Annotated in this window: 8 protein-coding genes; 2 read left to right on the top strand and 6 right to left on the bottom strand. The window is 42.5% G+C overall.

Translation table 11 applies throughout. From position 1 onward, the window contains the following. Positions 1 to 474: 474 nt before the first annotated feature. Positions 475 to 3,168, bottom strand: a complete 2,694-nt coding sequence (locus RF007C_RS15785) for a DUF6055 domain-containing protein (protein WP_037301525.1) — start codon at positions 3,166 to 3,168, stop codon at positions 475 to 477. A gap of 477 nt (positions 3,169 to 3,645) precedes the next feature. Between RF007C_RS15785 and RF007C_RS15780 the strand changes: the two genes are divergently transcribed. Both RF007C_RS15780 and RF007C_RS15775 read left to right on the top strand, forming a co-directional pair. Then, positions 3,646 to 6,600 carry a glycoside hydrolase family 9 protein gene (locus tag RF007C_RS15780; RefSeq protein ID WP_051456731.1) on the top strand — a complete coding sequence of 985 codons (2,955 nt, stop codon included), beginning with the start codon at positions 3,646 to 3,648 and terminating at the stop codon, positions 6,598 to 6,600. Between the two features lie 285 nt (positions 6,601 to 6,885). Further along, on the top strand, positions 6,886 to 9,030 hold the full coding sequence (locus RF007C_RS15775; protein WP_037301524.1) for a heparinase II/III domain-containing protein: 2,145 nt from the start codon (positions 6,886 to 6,888) through the stop codon (positions 9,028 to 9,030). 685 nt (positions 9,031 to 9,715) lie between these two features. Here the strand turns inward: RF007C_RS15775 and RF007C_RS15765 are convergent. The 5 genes from RF007C_RS15765 to RF007C_RS17580 all read right to left on the bottom strand — a co-directional run bounded on the left by RF007C_RS15765 (position 9,716) and on the right by RF007C_RS17580 (position 18,401). Next, positions 9,716 to 10,666, bottom strand: coding sequence for a TIGR03943 family putative permease subunit (locus RF007C_RS15765; RefSeq protein ID WP_037301521.1), 951 nt, complete (start codon positions 10,664 to 10,666; stop codon positions 9,716 to 9,718). Then, positions 10,663 to 11,769: a CobW family GTP-binding protein gene (locus tag RF007C_RS15760; RefSeq protein ID WP_037301606.1), complete on the bottom strand. Its 1,107-nt coding sequence runs from the start codon at positions 11,767 to 11,769 to the stop codon at positions 10,663 to 10,665. The genes RF007C_RS15765 and RF007C_RS15760 overlap by 4 nt, the downstream gene beginning before the upstream one ends. An 8-nt stretch (positions 11,770 to 11,777) precedes the next feature. Further along, on the bottom strand, positions 11,778 to 13,928 hold the full coding sequence (locus RF007C_RS15755; RefSeq protein WP_082316801.1) for a metal ABC transporter solute-binding protein, Zn/Mn family: 2,151 nt from the start codon (positions 13,926 to 13,928) through the stop codon (positions 11,778 to 11,780). A 405-nt stretch (positions 13,929 to 14,333) separates the two neighbouring features. After that, positions 14,334 to 14,783, bottom strand: a complete 450-nt coding sequence (locus RF007C_RS15745; RefSeq protein WP_037301515.1) for a Fur family transcriptional regulator — start codon at positions 14,781 to 14,783, stop codon at positions 14,334 to 14,336. Between the two features lie 336 nt (positions 14,784 to 15,119). Further along, a complete protein-coding gene (locus RF007C_RS17580; RefSeq protein WP_037301512.1) occupies positions 15,120 to 18,401 on the bottom strand; it encodes a dockerin type I domain-containing protein in 3,282 nt (1,093 codons plus the stop codon). Positions 18,402 to 18,450 lie beyond the last annotated feature (49 nt).

Here is an 18,450-nt window from a genome sequence, read left to right as displayed (position 1 = left end):
TGCTCCGTCATGGATGCAAAGTGCCTTTATCAACTGATGGTAAGGTTACAGCTATACAGCAAGAACAATGTAAATAATGCCTGATCTTTTAATAGTCGTTAACCCACATCTGCAAAGACAAATGCAAAATCTGAAGCTGTCGGAATACAGGTATTATACAATACCTGAAGTCGTTATGTAATTATGCTGATCTATCAAGAAAAAATAATGTCCGTTCACGTTAAAATGCTGTTTTTTGTTTGCTTATCGGTGATTATGCCTTATTATACAACGTAAGCGTTCATATGACAAGATGACGATTGTAATTATATCAGTGACATATGTAATTTCGTAATGCTTTCAGAATACACGGGAACAATAAACGCTGTATCGTCATTTACGGCATCGGGCGCAAAAAAAGCCCGCTGCCATAACAGCAGCGGACAATAACCATAAAAAATCTTTATGATAATCCATTCAGTGGCATTGAAGCTTTTATGAGAGCAGGAGCTTTCTCATCATAATGACATCAAATACATCTATAATACCGTCTTCGCAAAGGTCGCCGGCCTGCCAGTCAGCAAGCTCCGCATTGCTCACGGCGAGGAGCCAGTTCTGCAATGTCACCAGATCAGCAACATTGAATGTATTATCACTGTTAACATCTCCGCGGAGAGTCGGATCGTCAGGTCCTTCCTTCCCCGAATAGCTCACCGGCGGTTCAGCAGCTTCTCCGCTGCTTATCTTTATGTAATCGACAGCTCCCTTGAATCCTCTGCCAATAACGGCAAATCGTACTTCCTCATCACCTTCAATGGGATATCTGTTATCATCATCACGCAAAATATACCGCATATCCATTGACAATTCCCTGCTGTCAGCTGTCTGACCATTTATCAGCAGCGAGCCTTTTCCGTCTATTATGCGTATAGTTATCCTGCTCCACTCTCCCTTGCCGAGAGGTGCAGCAGCTGTCAGCTTTTCGATCCGCCACCGGTCTTTAACAAGTCTGAACTCGGCAACGCCGTCCTCATTGCACGGGGTAAACGAAGCATAAGAAGCACTGTCTCCTATGTGAAAAAGCTCCTGATCTGCGTTTCCGCCTTTCCACAGCGCACCGATACTTATCTGTATATCATCTGTACGGAACATCGGACAATCAAGCAGCAGCCTGCTGTCTCCTCCTTCAAAATTCATTACACCTTTGGCCGAGGTACGTTCCTCAGACCACTTTGCACCGATCTGACGCGCAGCTGTTGCAGTATATTCGTCACTTGCCCAGTGATCTGAAGCATTACTGAATTCATAGCTTGCAATATAATCGTCAGGAAGGAAATAATGACCGTAGTCATCGAACCAGCCAAAGTTTACACCGTCACTGACAGACTTTTCATTGCAATAGTCGCCGTCAAGAACAGTGTTCCCCGAATAAACCGCGTTTCCGTAAAGATAAGCCGTTCCCTTTGCCACAGCATTGTCAGTGAGACTGACCTTATCCGTGATAAAAGCCTTTTGCAGCACCTTAGCATTGTCTGACACAGAGCAAACACCATACAAGACTGCTCTTCCGCCGATAACAGCATTTCCGCTGATATTGACCTTATTCTCACCGGCAAACCTGAAAGGATCGCCGCTGACAACCGCATGGTCGCCTATTACCGCATTATCCCGCGCAGTAACGTTATTTCCGATTATAGCATAATCCTCAACGCGAACGTTTCCCGTGAGCTCTACATCATCGCCAAGGATCAAAGCATGCGGTCCGATATAAACCGAATCATCCACATCCGCTCCACCGGATACCCAGCCGCCGCCATTGGAATGGGGATGTCCATGTGTATAATTGACATGATAGTTTCCTGTCTGCTGCACATCTGCACCGCCGAGCCTCAGCTCATAGGGGTAACGTCTGCGCTCAGCTCCATCCTTATATGTGGAGACATTTTCCTTGTGGAAAGCATCTGATCTTACAAGAGTTTTCGGCATCGCCGTAACTGTAATATAAGCAGAAACGGCATCTTTTGCAGGCATACTCATGGACTGTCCGCTGCCAAAGAGCTCCGAATACGAAGCTTTTCCCGAAGGATCCACAGTGACGATACAGGCCTTCCAGCCGGCATTGCTGTCATCGGAGATACCGCGCAGTTCCGCCGATATAGCATCTCCGTTTATGATAAGAGGGATTATATTTATACCCGCCTGCATAGGAGCTTCCTCCTGCGGGACCTGCAGCCAGCCGCTGCCGTTGTCCTGCAAGACAGTATAAAACATATTCCAGTTTAATGGATCCTCATCAACAAACTCGTCTAATGACTCCTTATAAATTACCCTGCTGTTAAAATCAAAGGCAGCCATTCGCTTTGAGTAATGTCCGAAAATTGTCTGTGCATCTGTACCGAAAATACGCGTGATAGTGTCAAACGGGTATTCATCGGGCTTTGCCTCGGAAATTATGCGCTTTACGGCATCCATACCCAGTCCCGGAATATCATCGGGATTATACGACAGGTAGACAAGAAACGGCCATACATCCCTGTAATTCCTTCCATGAGGAAATGAAAGGCTCATATTGTACAGATACGATTCGAACCCATCAGTCTTTTTGCTTCCCAAGTAGTATCCGCTGACGCGGTACATTTCTTTGAACCAGTTTGCAATGGACTCTCTCCACGCTTCTGTTATATCCTGATCCACCCATGCTCTCTGATGCATCATCAGGATATATCCGAAATCATGAGCAATAGAAAGCTCATCAGAGTAAATTTCATTTGGATATAATATCTCTGCGCCATAGCCGTCCTCAAAACTAACAGATGAATGACCTCCAGGAAATCTATCAAGTCCGGTATCAAGCAGATAAATATTTGTCTTGTATTTCTGAGGGCTCTTCCCGTAAATATCGACACTGATGTTTTCCATTCCGAGATATTTTGAAGAAAACTTCCAAAGGTCCTCAAATTTTTCAAGAGTTGTTTTCAGAAATGTTTCGTCCACAGTTCCCGATTGATCATCATCGCCGTAAAAGATGACAAAATTTTGCGACTCAGCGTAATTTGCAGTATTGCAATAGCCCCATTTATCACGTATTTTGTATTCATCAGCCGCTATAGAACCGGGAACCGCAGCATACGGCATCATTGTGATTATTATAATCAAAACCGTCAGAAAAGAAGCTATCCTCTTATGCATATTACGTTTCTCCTTTAAATGATTTTTATTTTGCGCCAAGAAGATCTGTATTCTGCCTATTTCACTTTTTCCTGCGTTATGTTCAGACACAGTCTCTGCACTTATTCACAAAAAATACAGCTTTCTGATTAAAATTATAACAGATTTTGCTGCAAAAGTCAATGTGACATCATTAATTATTACTATAACATAAATACTCCGATTATCCATATGGAGCAGTCTGCAAACAGGGCTCCGGCATGGCAGAGCTTTCACGTCAGCCGAAATACCGCCGTATTTCCGACAGTAACGTATTATGGGAAGAAAGCATTGTTTTTTTATACTTGACTTCAAGCATTTCTCAGGTTATAATTAATATATAACCTGACAGATTCTTAACAAAAGCTGTCGGATTATACAATCCAATTTCGTGGCATAATGTCACACTAAAAATCGCCGCCTGATAAGCGGCGATTTCATTCAGGGAGGGAAATAAGAATGAAAAAACAAACATCCAAGCATCTACTCAAAAAAATGATGGCACTTTCCATCGCAGCGGTAAGCACTGCCGCATTTGCACCATTCACAGCTGAAGCGGACTGCCTCGGCCAGCACGATTTCAACGAGGGGATAGCACTGCCATGGACAGTGTTTCAGAAATCGCCTGCTGAGCAACGCTTTGATATCAAGGGTGGCAGCTTAAACATCACAATCGTAAATCCCGGAGGAGAAAAACGCGGCGGAGATTCCAGATGGGATCTCGGCATACTTCACAGAAATATCCATATCGAAAAGGATCACAAGTATAAGATACACTGGGAAGTAAATGCATCAGCGGACGGAGAACTCCACACAGATATCAACGCCATCGTCAGCTCTCAGATCTCTACCGGTGAAGGAGTATGGCAGAACAACTCCGAGAAATGGGATCGGGGATGGGACAATGTCAAGATAAAAAAGGGTAATAATGAATTCGACAGTGAATTCACCGCTGACAGAACTATCGAAAACGCCGCATGGGTATTCCAGTACGGCGGCGCAGGCCCTTATCAGTATAATGACTGTTTCCCCGAAGGCACCGTACTGAAATTTGATAATATTCGTCTGGAATGCGAGACCTGCGGAGAAGAGTTTAAGAGCAGCAAGTCCACTCCTTGTCTCTGGGATCCGTCAAACGAAATGGGAAAGATAACTCCCAGAAGTGACGTAAGAGTCAATCAGGTGGGATATTACATCCAAAGCAATAAGAAGGCTACCTACGCCACAGGTCAGGAACTCAAATCTCCCGTAAAATTCAGCGTAATGAAGGACGGTGAGAAGGTATACTCTGGCACCGGAAAAAACATAGGCTTTGACAAGGAGGCAGGAGAATACTGCCAGATACTGGAATTCAACGAGATCGCCACGCCGGGCACATACACCATAGAAGTAGACGATCCCGAAAACGTATATACAAACCCGTTCAACGGCGAAGAATACAAGAAGTACATCAGTCACGAGTTCAAAATAGCCGATGATCCTTATGAAGGAATACTCAAGGACGCAATGAACTACTTCTACCAGAACCGCTCGGGTGAAGATATCACAATTGACAAGATAACCTCATTCAATCACAAGGATCCCAAGGGCATGGCGGGACTCCACCACGCAGCTCTCCATAAGAGCGATACAGCCTATATCCAGTCACAGTGGCTCCGTTCATACGGCAATGAGTTCGACGGTGATAAGAACGACAGTATTGATGTATCGGGAGGCTGGTATACAGGCTCAGACTACACAAAGAACGTCATCTCAGGCGCAAACTCGGTATGGCTCCTTCAGAATATGTACGAGAGATCAAAGAATATAAATGATAAAGCCGATGAAGACGCTCTGAAAGAAGCAAGATATGAGCTTGAGTGGATGTTCAAGATGATAGTCGACTCCGAAAAGGATTCCGTATGGGGCAATGACTACGCAGGCTTCGTATATCATCAGGTAAATGACCATAAGCACATAGCCCTTGAAGCCTCTCCGTTCATCTATGAGACAGAATACAGAGCTACCCGTATAGTAAGACCTCCGACGTATGCAGCTACATTTAATATGATAGCCTGCGCAGCTCAGGCTTCACGTCTCTGGAAAGGCATAGACGATGATTTTGCAGCCGAGTGTCTGGAAAATGCAGAAAAGTCCTGGAAGGCTGTAATGGCATACAAGGAAAAGTGGGCTGTTGACGGCGGACGGTATCAGAAAGACCCGCAGTTTGCTCCAAACGGTTTATATGTTGGTTCAGCAGCATATGATGACAGCTATGTTCAGGACGAAGCATACTGGGCAGCCTGCGAGCTCTTCGCTACAACAGGCGCTGAGGAGTATTACAACGAGCTGAAAACATACAGCAACTCCAATAATGAATCGGATACGGGAAATGCATTTAACATAGAATTGCTCGCAGGCTACGACGGCTTTACCTTCTCCACTTTCAATAACAGCAATACCGCTACTCTCGGAACCCTTTCGCTATCGCTCAGCGACAAAGTGTCTGCCAAGGACAAAACGACCATCACCAATAATATCCTCAAAACCGCAGATATCTTTTGCGAAAGGGAAAATGCTTCCGATAACGGAATGGGACTGCCTTATAAGCTGCGTGAATTCCAAGAAGAGATCAGTATGCCCGGTCCTTCCGAGCCAGACGGATATGAGTTCGGCTCCAACGCATATGTAGCAAATAATGCCATGATAATCGCCTATGCCTATGATCTTTCCAATTATGACATGAAGTACTTCAACGGTGCAGTTCAGGCTATGGACTACCTCTTCGGCAGGAACGGCCTTGGCATATCATATATCACGGGATACGGCACATACCACTCTGAAAATCCCACTCACTGGTACTGGAAGGACGAAATCGATAACTCTTATCCCATGGCTCCCTCGGGAATAATGGTAAGCGGTCCTTATTCAGCTCTCTATGATGACTATATAAAGTCTCTGGGAATGGAAGCAGGCAAGGTAGCATCTCAGAAGTGCTACGCTGATTCGGTATACTCATGGAGCACCAATGATACTGCCGCAGACATACAGGCTTCTTTCGTATGGAATCTTGCATTCATTGATAACGGCCCCAAATTCCATCCTGTTCCTCCTCCTACTACGACAACAACATCAACTACTACAACTACTACGACAACTACCACCACATCCGAAATACCGCCTTCGCCTAAAAAGTACGGCGATTCCAACTGCGACGGTACAGTTGACCTTGCAGATGCGATACTTATAATGCAGGCTCTTGCAAATCCGGATAAATACGGTGAAAACGGAAGCGATAAGAACCACCTCACCGAATCGGGCAAGGAGCTTGCCGACGTTGACAGAGGCACAGTGGGACTTACAGGCGACGATGCAGTCCGCATACAGGAATACCTCCTGAAGAAAGTATCTTCCCTTTCCCCTGACGGACAGTAAAAAAAATATGTTGTGACTAAAAGCAGTCTGTGCAGTTTGTACAGGCTGCTTTTTTTCCGGCAGCTGTCAATTCATTGTTGTTACCAAAAGCCAACTCAAATCAGTGTTTTTCAGAGTCTGTCCATGCAGCTTACCCCAATAAAAATGCAACTTACCGCCCTAAAAATACAGCTTACCTGACATCTGTTGACAATGCCTTTTCAAAGGCTGTATAATCATATTATAAAAGTACAGATGAGTATATGCAGAAAGCTTTATTATCCATTTGATCCGGGAGGTGAAACCATGCAAAAACATCTGTTAAGCATCCTGCTTGTACTGGCCATGGTGATCTGTATAATACCGCACACTGTTTTTGCAGAGAACATCGGTTCAGACAGCTGCCAAGCAGAAAACTACGGCGAATTCATCAACGGTGAACAGGTTATCACTGATATGATCGAAAAAAACGGGCTGTACGCTCATCCGCGCATCATCATGTCAGAGTCGAAATTTTCAGAACTGAAAACGCATATCGGAGATGATTCGGTAACAGCGTGCCTTATTGATAAACTCAGAAATGAAGCGGACAGGACCATTGATATGCCTGTATGTCAGTATGAGATCCCCGACGGGATACGTCTTCTGGAAACATCAAAAAGAATACAGCGCCGCGTTGCTGCACTTGCGTTGGCGTACAATATTTTCGGTGATGAAAAATATGCACGGCGCTGCTACGCAGAGCTTGAAGCTGCAGGTAATTTCAAGGACTGGAATCCGAGACATTTCCTTGATACCGCTGAAATGAGTACAGCATTTGCGCTCGGTTATGACTGGCTCTATAACTGGATGAATGATGACCAAAGGACTTTCGTCAGAAGTAATATTATAGAAAAAGGACTTACTCAGGTCATGGAAGATTTTGAGGACAAGCCCCGGACACGTACTTACCGCTGGTATCAGGATCAACCCGGAGATAACTGGAAACTTGTATGCAGCGGAAGTATGAGTATGGCAGCTCTTGCAGTCGGAGATGAAGCTGACGCACGAAACATAGCTTCTGAGGTCCTCACCTTCGCTTATAAGGAAGCATATTCTTTTGTCCGCCGCGCCTACAGCGAAAAAGACGGAACATACAGCGAAGGACTGGGGTATTGGGATTATGCCACTTATTATCTCGGCCTGCATTCCTCCGCACTGACAAGTACTGCAGGAACCGACTACGGGCTTGCTGATTTTGAAGGCCTTCGGAAATCTGCTGATTTTATCCGCTATATGAGTTCCAACACTTCAAAGTCCTTCAGCTTCGGTGACGACCGTGAAAGTCAGGATACAGGCTGGTCGGTCCTTCTGTGGCTGGGTGATTATTTCAAGTCATATGATATTTCAGCCGCTCGTATCAAAAGTATTAAAAACGGCAGTTTCCTTTATTTTGATCTTCTCTGGATAGATGAAGATAAGATCCCCGATTCAGCCAAAGAAAGCCCTGCCGACTGGGGTGAAGTCGGAGCATCTAATGCCAGCTTCAGAAATACATGGGATGAAAGCGGGATCGTAGCGGCACTTCATGTCGGTGAAAATAATTATAAGTATCACGGCCACTACGATCTGGGTTCATTCTATATCGAGTCCAATGGTGCAAGATTCTTTACTGACCTGGGCAATGAAAATTATGAGCTTCCGAATCGTCAATACTCCTATCGGATAAGAGCTGAAGGCCATAATACACTTGTGATAAATCCCTCCAAAGAGCTCGATCAGCAGGAAGGCGCAGAATGCCTTATAACCAGCTTTGGCGGAGGAAATGAAGCCTACGCTGTCTCCGACCTGACCGCCGCATACGAGCCAAGTGATGCGGAAAGCGTTGTCCGCGGCCTTAAAATGATAAAGGACAAGAAATGCGTTATAATTCAGGATGAAATCTCCCTTAAAGCTCCCGGCGAAATATACTGGTTTGCTCACACGAAAGGACAGATCAATGTCGCCGATGACGGCAGAAGTGCTATTGTTACCGTCGATTCTGAAAGAATGTGGATAGGTATAATCAGTGATGCCGGCAGATTTACTGCAATGAACGCCGAACCTCTGCCAACATCTCCTGTAGTACCTAATCAGACAGATAACAGTAATTACAGAAAACTCGCTGTTCATCTGACGAATACCCAGGATACGACTATTTCAGTAGCCTGCATTCCGCTGAAACAGTCGGAGACACAACCTTCATGGATCCCGTCTTTTGAAAACATCTCCGAATGGATCCCTAAGACAAAAGAAGGCGATGTCAACAATGACGGTAAGTTCAATATTTCTGATGTTGTTCTGCTGCAAAAATGGTTACTTACCGTTCCTGATACACATCTTTCCAACTGGAAAGCCGCTGATCTCTGCGATGACAACAGACTTGATGTATTTGATCTCTGTCTGATGAGGCGAAAACTGATATATGGTTAATAAACAGGACTGCTGTCAACAGTTTGATTATCTTCAGACTTACAACAGCAGTCCTGATCTTTTATTTTGGCTCAAAACGAACAGTTTCTTGCCGTCAGACTCATGAGAAGCATAGCATCAAAAAAAATATGTCATATACAATCACCGATTCGAAGAAGCTTTCAAGTGTGTTCTCGGAGGCGGCAAGCGGTATTATCAATTATGACAGAGTCTCTTCCTACAAGAAGATTATTGATATTAAGGTTCTGGCTTCGGAGAATGAAGAGCCCGTGACATCGGGTTATAATGTCTTGTTTCAGGCTTCGCCAACCACCGGCGATAATAATTGCAATACAATATTTGTGGCTATAATGCTTCTTGGTATTATTACCGCAGCAATTGCGTTCAGGACAAAAAAACGAATAATGATACAAAAATATCCTCGTCATCGGCGAGGATATTTTTTATCAGTTATTAAACGGCAAAGTATCATGCCTTCGTATTGAAAACGGCGAGTTTACTTCTGTGCAATAAAGGCAGAAAATAAAGAAGAAAGCTTTTTATCATTGCCTTGGTATACTGATTTGAAGAATGTTATGAAGAATATCCCAGATAAGCGGATTATGTGTTTTCTGCTAAGGATACCTTACGGACAGATTATGACCTGCGGAGAGCCAGCCCGTAACCTCATAATCTCGCCGAATAATTATATAAATGATGCGATTGCTTTTTCAGGCGGTTCACATTCATAAAGATCAACAATTCTCAGAAGAGGTATATCAATATTTTCAGCCTCATGGTGCTGTACTGTTATATCAGCCGTTACAGTTACCCATTTCTCGCCCTGAACACTGTAATATTGATTGTATAAAGAAACGAACCAACAGAATTCCATGTCTGCTTCGCAGCAGGTCATTATAAATCTGCCTGCTGCGAAAACATTATTCGGAAGCTCAGGACGCGAGGATATTATTGCTTTGAACTTAACAGTTTTACCATTATATCTCTTTGCATCGTTCATAATATCGCTGTACCATATAGCATAATCATTATCCTTTATGACTATAGTCGGTGCTTCAAGATCAAACGGCAGAGGATCCTCGATGTCATCAACTATCATCATTCCGTTATCGGCTTCATAATATATCTCTGCCCTTCTGTTGATAGAGCGTATGATCTTATGAAGCTCATTGACATCGGCTCTGTTTGCATAGCGATTGAAAATCACAACATCGCTGACGTTTACCTTGTCGATAACAAGGCTTCCGAAGTTTTGCAGATATATCTGAAATGTGGAAGCATCAGCAATGAATACGGTCTGGAATATCTTCCAGCTTTCGGGCTTGTTAAGAAGCAAGTCCGTAAGATGCCACATACCATTATATTCGATAAGTATTTTATCTGCGACACATTCTTCAGACAGCTTAAAAAGGAGCTGCTCATCAAGCTCTGACTTATCCTCTATAGTATGGAACGTTATGCTTTTATCGCCAAACTGTGACAGATCAAACTCCTCTATCCCTTCTTCACAAGTGATAAGAAGTATGTTCTCGCCGAGTCCAAAGCGTTTATTTAGTATTGTTTTCTGTATAAACTGTGTTTTCCCTGCTTCGAGAAAACCGAGAAAAAGATATACCGGTATTGCCTTGCTGTTCATACTGTCAGGCATCTTTCAAGCTTTGAGAGAATATCAGCTTTTTTGTATCCCTTTCCGATGAATACCAGCTGATTGATACGGTCGCCGTAGACTTCATGCCAGTCGTCTTTCAGGTCAGGGTAATTCTCGAACATAACATCGAGTTCCTCCTGCGGACAAGCTGCAAGCCATTCATTGAGTTCAGTAACACTGGCATTTCTTCCTGCCTGTTCAAAGAGCTGTATATGCACATCATCATCTGCGAACCATACGTAGCCCTTTGTGCGAATAAGCTCCTTGGGGTATTCGTCAACTAAGTCCATGAATTTATCACGGTCAAAGGGGCGGGCCTCCTCAAAAACAAATGAGGTTATACCATACTCGTCCATGCAGGCTTCCTTGTCTGTGGGCTCATTGGTATTGAGAGCGCGCTGAACCGATGATGAAGCAAGGACGGCGTGATAGTCGAAGTCTTTTCCATGCATTATCTTGTCGGTATCGACTTCACTGTTTATGGAGGGGATTATCTCGGCTTCTGATTGAATATCACGTATAGCCTTTGTTACTTCTTCGATCTGTTCAGCACTGAGCAAGTCAGTCTTATTGAGAATAATAAGATTGCAGAACTCGATCTGGTCAATGATAAGATTGATGATATCCCCTTCCTCTGTATCATTTTCCATTGAGATTTCACGCAGGAATTCATTATATATACGATCAGCGTCAACAACTGACACAACGGAGCTGAGATACACATTCGTATCAGGATTATCCTCTGTATAGACAACAAATGAAGCGGCGATATTCGACGGCTCGCTTATTCCCGAAGCTTCAACAAAAACAGCTTCAATATCGGGAAGCTGAGAGATACGCTCTATCTCAGCTATGAACTCGTCTCTGAGAGTACAGCATATGCAGCCGTTCTGGAGTTCTACCATTTCGACGGAAGCTATACGGTCACGGTTCTTATTGAGGAGAGCAGCGTCTATGTTGACGCTGCCCATATCATTTACTATAAGTGCTATCCTGCGCTGCTCCTGTTTCAGAAGATTCTGCATGAGAGTTGTCTTTCCCGAGCCGAGATAGCCTGTGATGAGTATAACGGGGATTTTGTTCTTTGACATATTGTACCTCATTTCATAACGCCTGCAAGAACATCATAGTTCTTCTGCATAAGGGATATATAGCTTGCCCCGCTGCTTATATCGCTCTTAGATACTGACTGAAGCGAGTTGAGCTCTGCGATCTTAACATCTTTTTTGCCTGAGTTGCTGATAATAGCGTTTGCAATATCCTTATTTGAATTTTCGAGTGTGAAAACTGTATCGCAGTCAAGCTCCTTTATCTTATCGGAAAGGAACTTGATAGTTTCAAAGCTTGCCTCCGACTCGGCAGAGCAGCCGATAAATGCGGCGAAGTAATCAAGGCCGTAATCGTCCACAAAGTAGCGGAACGGGAATCTGTCTCCGAAAACAAGTGTTTTTACGGAAGCACTGTCAACCAGTGTCTGGAAGCTGTTGTCAAGGTCGGAGAGCTTGGAGATATAGCTGTCAAGGTTAGCTTTGTAATCAGCAGCGTTTGCAGAGTCGATAGCTTCAAGGTTCTTTTCGATCTCGGCACAGAGTACCTTTGCATTTTTCAGAGAGAGCCATACGTGCTCGTCATATTCTTCTTCGCCCTCCTCGTGTTCATGATCATGTTCCTCTTCCTTCTTGCTGTCATGACCGATGACCTCATCACAAACGCCTTCGGGAGAGAGTGAAGCATCAAAGAATGTAGGCCAGTTGCCCTCTGGATCAACAATAGCATCATAGCTTTCATTGCTCATACGGATATGGAAATGTTCTGCCTTTTCAGGTTCGATGATATGGTCGTTGAACTCGATATATACAGGTGCACCTGAGTTCTTATCCTCGGCTTCAAAGCGGTACATAGCAGCTCTTGTGCCTGTTGACCAGTCCTGAATGAAGTAACCTGCATACTTGTAATCGGACTCAGTTACCTTGCCATCATTATCAGTAAACTTGATATGATCATCGTGGATGCTGATAGTGTTATAGTCTGATTTGTAGCCCTTTGTGTAGTAATCCTTGTACTCTTCAGCAGTCATTTTACCGCTCTCAGCCTTATGCTCCCATGCTTCATCAAGCGAGCCGTCAAGCACCAGCGGATAAGCGGACTGCCAGTCACCCTCCCAGTCTGAGAGAGGTCTGTCCTTGACTTCATCGTCCTCAAAGGTGGAAACTTCCTTGCTGTGGTCATGATCGTGGCCGTTGCCCTTTTCGTGCCCCATTACATTATCAAGGCAGCCTTCAGCATCAAGCTTTGAATCAACAAAAAATGGATTTGAAGTTGTAGTAACAAGCTCATCAAAATTGTTGTCACCAAAATAGATGTGGAAATGCTCTACAGAATCAGCTGGCTCATGACCATGATCATTGAGCATAACATACTTAGGTCCGTTTCCTTCTTTTTCAAGGAACTCATGACGAATGCTTGTGATCTTGCCCGTATCATCCTTCTTTGTTGCAAATCCGGCATACTCATATGTTCCCGTGACTTCCTTACCATCATCATATATTAATGTGATGTCGTTCCCCTTAATTATTATATTTTTTACACCACAGTTCCATTTTTCTTCGATCTCTGCACGTGATTCTTCAACAGTTATCGCTTTCTTCTCAGCCTGATACTCCACATATTCGTCAAGAGCACCTGTCATAAGTACAGGATATAACGACTGCCACTCACCCTCAAACTCAGAAACCTCTCTTGGCTTTATATCATCTTCTGTGATTTCCTCGTCATGGTCATGACTATGCTCATGTTCGCTTTCCTGCATACCTTCCTTGAGTTCTTCAACCTTAGCGGAATCACCGAGAACGTCCATAAGGTTTATTACTTTCATATTTTTATTAGCTGCCTGAGCAATCGCATCCTCTGCCCATTTGTCAGACTCTCCGCCAACGTATATGAAAAGATCACAGGTGGATATTTTAATAATATCATCAGCTGTAGGCTGATAGTTATGAAGATCAATACCGCTGTCAAGCAGGTATGAAAGTTCAAAATTATCGGCATGATCGCCGATTATTTCCTTAACCCAGTCATACTCAGGGAAAATAGTACAAACAACGTTATATGACTTTGAAGCATCGGGGGATAAAACTGTTGCCTTAGTATTGTCGTTACCGGAAGATTTATTATCAGAGCTGCATCCGGTAAAGCTTGCAGCAGCCATAGCAATACTGAGTATTGCTGTTATAGTTTTTTTATTGAACATAGGATATGAACCTCCCAAAAAATATTATATAAGTTTTGTCCTGTAACACTTATTATCATTCAATTCAGAAGTTCCACCTTAAGAGAAATCAGGGTTGTTTTATTTGACATAGTGCTTACAGCAAAAATTAAAGTAACCATAAAGACTATGACGAATGTATTTGATAATACAAATCCGTTACCGGTGAATCCGAGTAGACGGACATTATTGATGCATTGTATTATCTCCTGGCATACAGGACAGTTATTACCTGTACAATGATGATGCATATGCTTTGCTATCATAAACGAAGAAATGACCAGCATAAGCACAACAGATATCATTATCGTAAAAACAATAAATCGGTTTGCGACCTTTTTCAAAGCTATCTCTCCCAAAATAATCAGTTGTTTTCCAACATATACGCTACCGCTGCTGACAATTGCTGCATACTCCTGTCAGCATGAGATCTTCATTAATTTTAACAGGGCAGTTTTCATGAAGCTCCTTGATTATGGAATTACAGACTTTCTCGTCTATATGATATATCTTTCCGCATACTTTACAATGGAAGCTGATTCTTGAATTATTATTATCATTATTGCATAGCCTATATCGAAATTCACGGTTACTATCTGTTTTTTTACTGGTTAATCCGAGCTGAGTAAGATTATTCATTATGCGGTATACTGTGCTTTCTGCTATCGGATTTTCATCCGGTAATTCATTCGTTATACCCTCTATGATCTCATGTACAGTTAGATCCCTGTCCATATGCAAGTAAAGAAATGATAGTATTCGTTCTTTTTGTGGAGTATTGTAAGAACCCATGTTTTCACCTCTGTTTTTTGATATGAAAATGATTATCATTTTCATATTAGCCTTGCTTATTATATCATACTCAATGTGAATGTCAATACTTTCACAATATTTTTCACATACTTTTCACAATTGAGAATGATTATCAAATTCAAGAAATGAAATAATTCTGATAGAGATGAGCATTGATAAAAATCTATACCGTATAATATTTCTATAAACGCATATCGTCAGCAATTTATGAACAGAGACTTCTATATATACAACTATGCTTATATTAAAGACAGCCGTAATGGCTGCCTTTCTTGTCTATTCCTGCTTTTGTTTTAACATAGATACAATGCAAAGAAAAAAAGAAAGCTCCTCATTTCGGAGGAGCCTTTATAATAAGAATTATTCTCTTGGATCAAGACTTTTGACCTTATGGAGCAGATACTCCTGTATGCGGAGAGCATCATTAGCGGTAAGTCCTTCAGTCGACTTGTCAACGTCGCCGTTGATCTTGCCCTGATATGTAAGGGGCTTGTCGGCTGTACCGCCTATACCGTACTTATTTGGATTTGCAAGGCTTTGCATGATAAGTATAGCGTCTGCTAGATCGACCTTTCCGTCACAGTTGGTATCGCCTTCCTTTGTAACAGAAGGTTTTGAAACTGTTGTAGCTGTAGTAGAAGATGTTTTTGTCGTAGTAGTAGTATTGGCCGTAGTAGTGATAGTTGTAAGATATTCATCTAAAGGCTTTTTACCATTGATATGATCAAGGATCATTTCGTCATCTTTTGAATCAATCAGACCATCGCCGTTTACATCAGCGACCTTTTCCAGTTTATTGCTTAAAGTCTTACTGCCAACGATATGATCGTGGACCATATTATAGTCGTCCATATCAACTTTGCCGCTTGCGTCTACATCGCCTAATATAACGCCGGCCGGAAGAGATGCAACTTCACCTGAAATATACTTATCTATATACTCAGCATCTCCTTTTGACAGATCTGAATCCGGAGTAAGATATACATTTGCATTGAGAATCCCCTGCGCTGATATTCTTGTGAGCTTATCTTTGAGGTAAGCTCGGAGAAGTGCAGAGTCTTTTGTGTCAACGGTGCCGTCACAATTTACATCGCCCGGCTTTTTGGTTTCTACAGGCAAAACTGTATTCCCTGAAATATACTCCCGTATATTAATAACGTCGTTCTCATCAAGATAAGAATATGGATTGTGAATATCTGCTTCTGTACGCGGATTGAATACATCGGCATTTATCTTGCCCTGAGCTGATATTCTTACATTATCACCGTCAATGTAACTTTGGAGAAGCACATCATCTTCCATATCAACAACGCCGTCGCAGTTTACGTCACCGTAAAGAAGTTCGGTCACTAATGGAAGATTTGCCTTACCTGAGATATACTTGTTTATCGTATCCACGTCATCTTCTGTAATTCCCGAGCCTGGGTTGTAAACATCGGCATTTATTCTGCCCTGAGCTGATATTCTTACATTATCACCGTCAATGTAGCTTTGGAGAAGCATAGGATCTTTGCTATCAACAGCGCCGTCACAGTTTACGTCACCGTAAAGAAGTTCGGTCATTAAGGGAAGATTTGTCTTACCTGAAATGTAATTGTTTATCGTATCCAGGTCATCTTCTGTAATTCCCGAACCGAGGTTGTAAACATCAGCATTGATCCTGCCCTGAGCTGATATTCTTACATTGCCGCCATTCAGGTAGCTTTCAAGAAAAGTCACATCTTCCGTATCGACAATATTGTCACAATTTACGTCACCGTATTTAAGCGTTGTTGTTACGGGAAGTTTTTCGCCGTAAGATAAGAACTTTGATATTGCCTCTGCATCATCTTCTGTGATTCCCGAACCGGGGTTGTATACATCTGCATTGCGTTTTGCAAGAACTGAGAGATCAACTTCATTACCTTTGAGATACTTATTAAGAAGAACAAAATCCTCCATGTCAACTATTCCGTTGCAGTCTGCATCTCCGTAAATAAGATCCCCTTCATTGACGACCTGCACATCCAATGAAGCTTTAAGTCCTGTCTTATAGCTGCTCAGATCGGCATATATTGTATACACGCCGGGCTTTTTATTATCAAAATCAGAAGTATTCAGTGTATCAATTTTTTCTATAGGTATCGCTTTATCAAGATCTGTACCCGAAATAACAGCACCTGACAAGTCAAGCTCTTCACCTGCCAGATATAAGGTTTTGGGCTTACCAGAGAAAACTGCTCCCTTATACTTTATATCATCCTCATTGACTGTCATATCATCTGATACTACATTAATATACTTTGTTCTTTCGGTAAGGTATACCGCAGGAGCTATTCCTCTTCCGCCTGTCAAATCGGAACGCATATATGCTGTGTACCATTCTTTCCATTCGTTGGGACCTGCTTTTTCATAGCCGTAGATCGCATTGTCATGTAGATTGGCTGTCTTTTCGGGATCAATTGATTTGGAACGGGTTTCCATTCCATGGAGTAATTCATGTACATAGCCGGATTGTGAAAAAGATCTTTCTTTTTCAAGTTCATAATCCTTGGGGATCTTACAAGGGATCTGACAAAAATTTGTACCATCGCAGTAAAAGGTACCTCCGGTGCCCATTACGCCGCCTGTCCAGTCACGGAACGGAGAAAAAAAGATTATATGATCATATTCCTTATTCTTTAAAATGGGTTCAATAATCGCTTCGATCTCATTAGTGTGCGGATCTATCTGGATCACGCCGTCATCGCGTATTCTGAGGTCAGTCAGTACGGCAGTATCAGATGCTTCAAAAAAATTGATCTCATCTTTATACGCAGCAGTATCTAAGTCCTTGAGTTCATCGGCGATTTGGGAATCCGAACTTTTGACCAAGCAATAATCAACAGAATCGATATCCCATAATCCATCAGACATTTCAGGCAATTCACATTTAAGTTTTTTCAGATTTATGCCTATCAGATCAATATCATCTTTAGTTAAGCATTGTGTATCCACTCCGTCTTTTTTACGGATTATGTTTTCTTTTCCTTTCAGGTCTTTAACATCAACCTGCTGGAATGCGACTGCAAGGATATTCCATTTATTAGTCTTCTCTGTTTCGATCTGTTCAAGACATATATTGCTGAAATATGCTTTGCCTTTACAGCAGCCTCCGTATGCACCGTTACGAAGACATAGGGTTACCTCATTTTCTCCTTTTGTTTCAAATTCAAATTCAGCTTTTGTCCATCCATCGGTGTTAACATAGTTAGAATGTGAATAGCTTCTGGCAATTCCAATACTTGCACCTGTTTTCTTATTTGGGTTTTCAAGATCAGAATATCCGGAATAACTGACCATTGCAGAAAATCTGTATTTTGTATATGGCTCAACCTTGAATGTTTTCTCTATAGAGCTGTCATTTGACTTTGTATTTTCTATTACCAGTGAAAAATCAGGCTCTCTGTTATAGACATTATCATCTTTGTAGTATAATACATCTTTGGAACGATATCTATAGCCTATATGCCAATTATCATTTTTGTCTGATGCTGTGTCTGATCCTGCTGCCTTAACATTCGGTATGAACGGGTTATACCGAACAGATTCTGATATGCTGCCGCAAATCATGGCTACAGACATTGTGGCTGCAATTGTTTTTGCGAATAATTTGTTTTTCATTTAAACAACTCCTTTTTGATATACATATGTCAGCAGTACAATGAAATTC

The sequence above is a fragment of the Ruminococcus flavefaciens 007c genome (genome assembly GCF_000571935.1).
Taxonomy (GTDB): domain Bacteria; phylum Bacillota; class Clostridia; order Oscillospirales; family Ruminococcaceae; genus Ruminococcus; species Ruminococcus flavefaciens_F.
The sequence above is the reverse complement of the archived record's forward strand: the minus strand, read 5'-3'. Positions and strand labels throughout refer to the sequence as shown.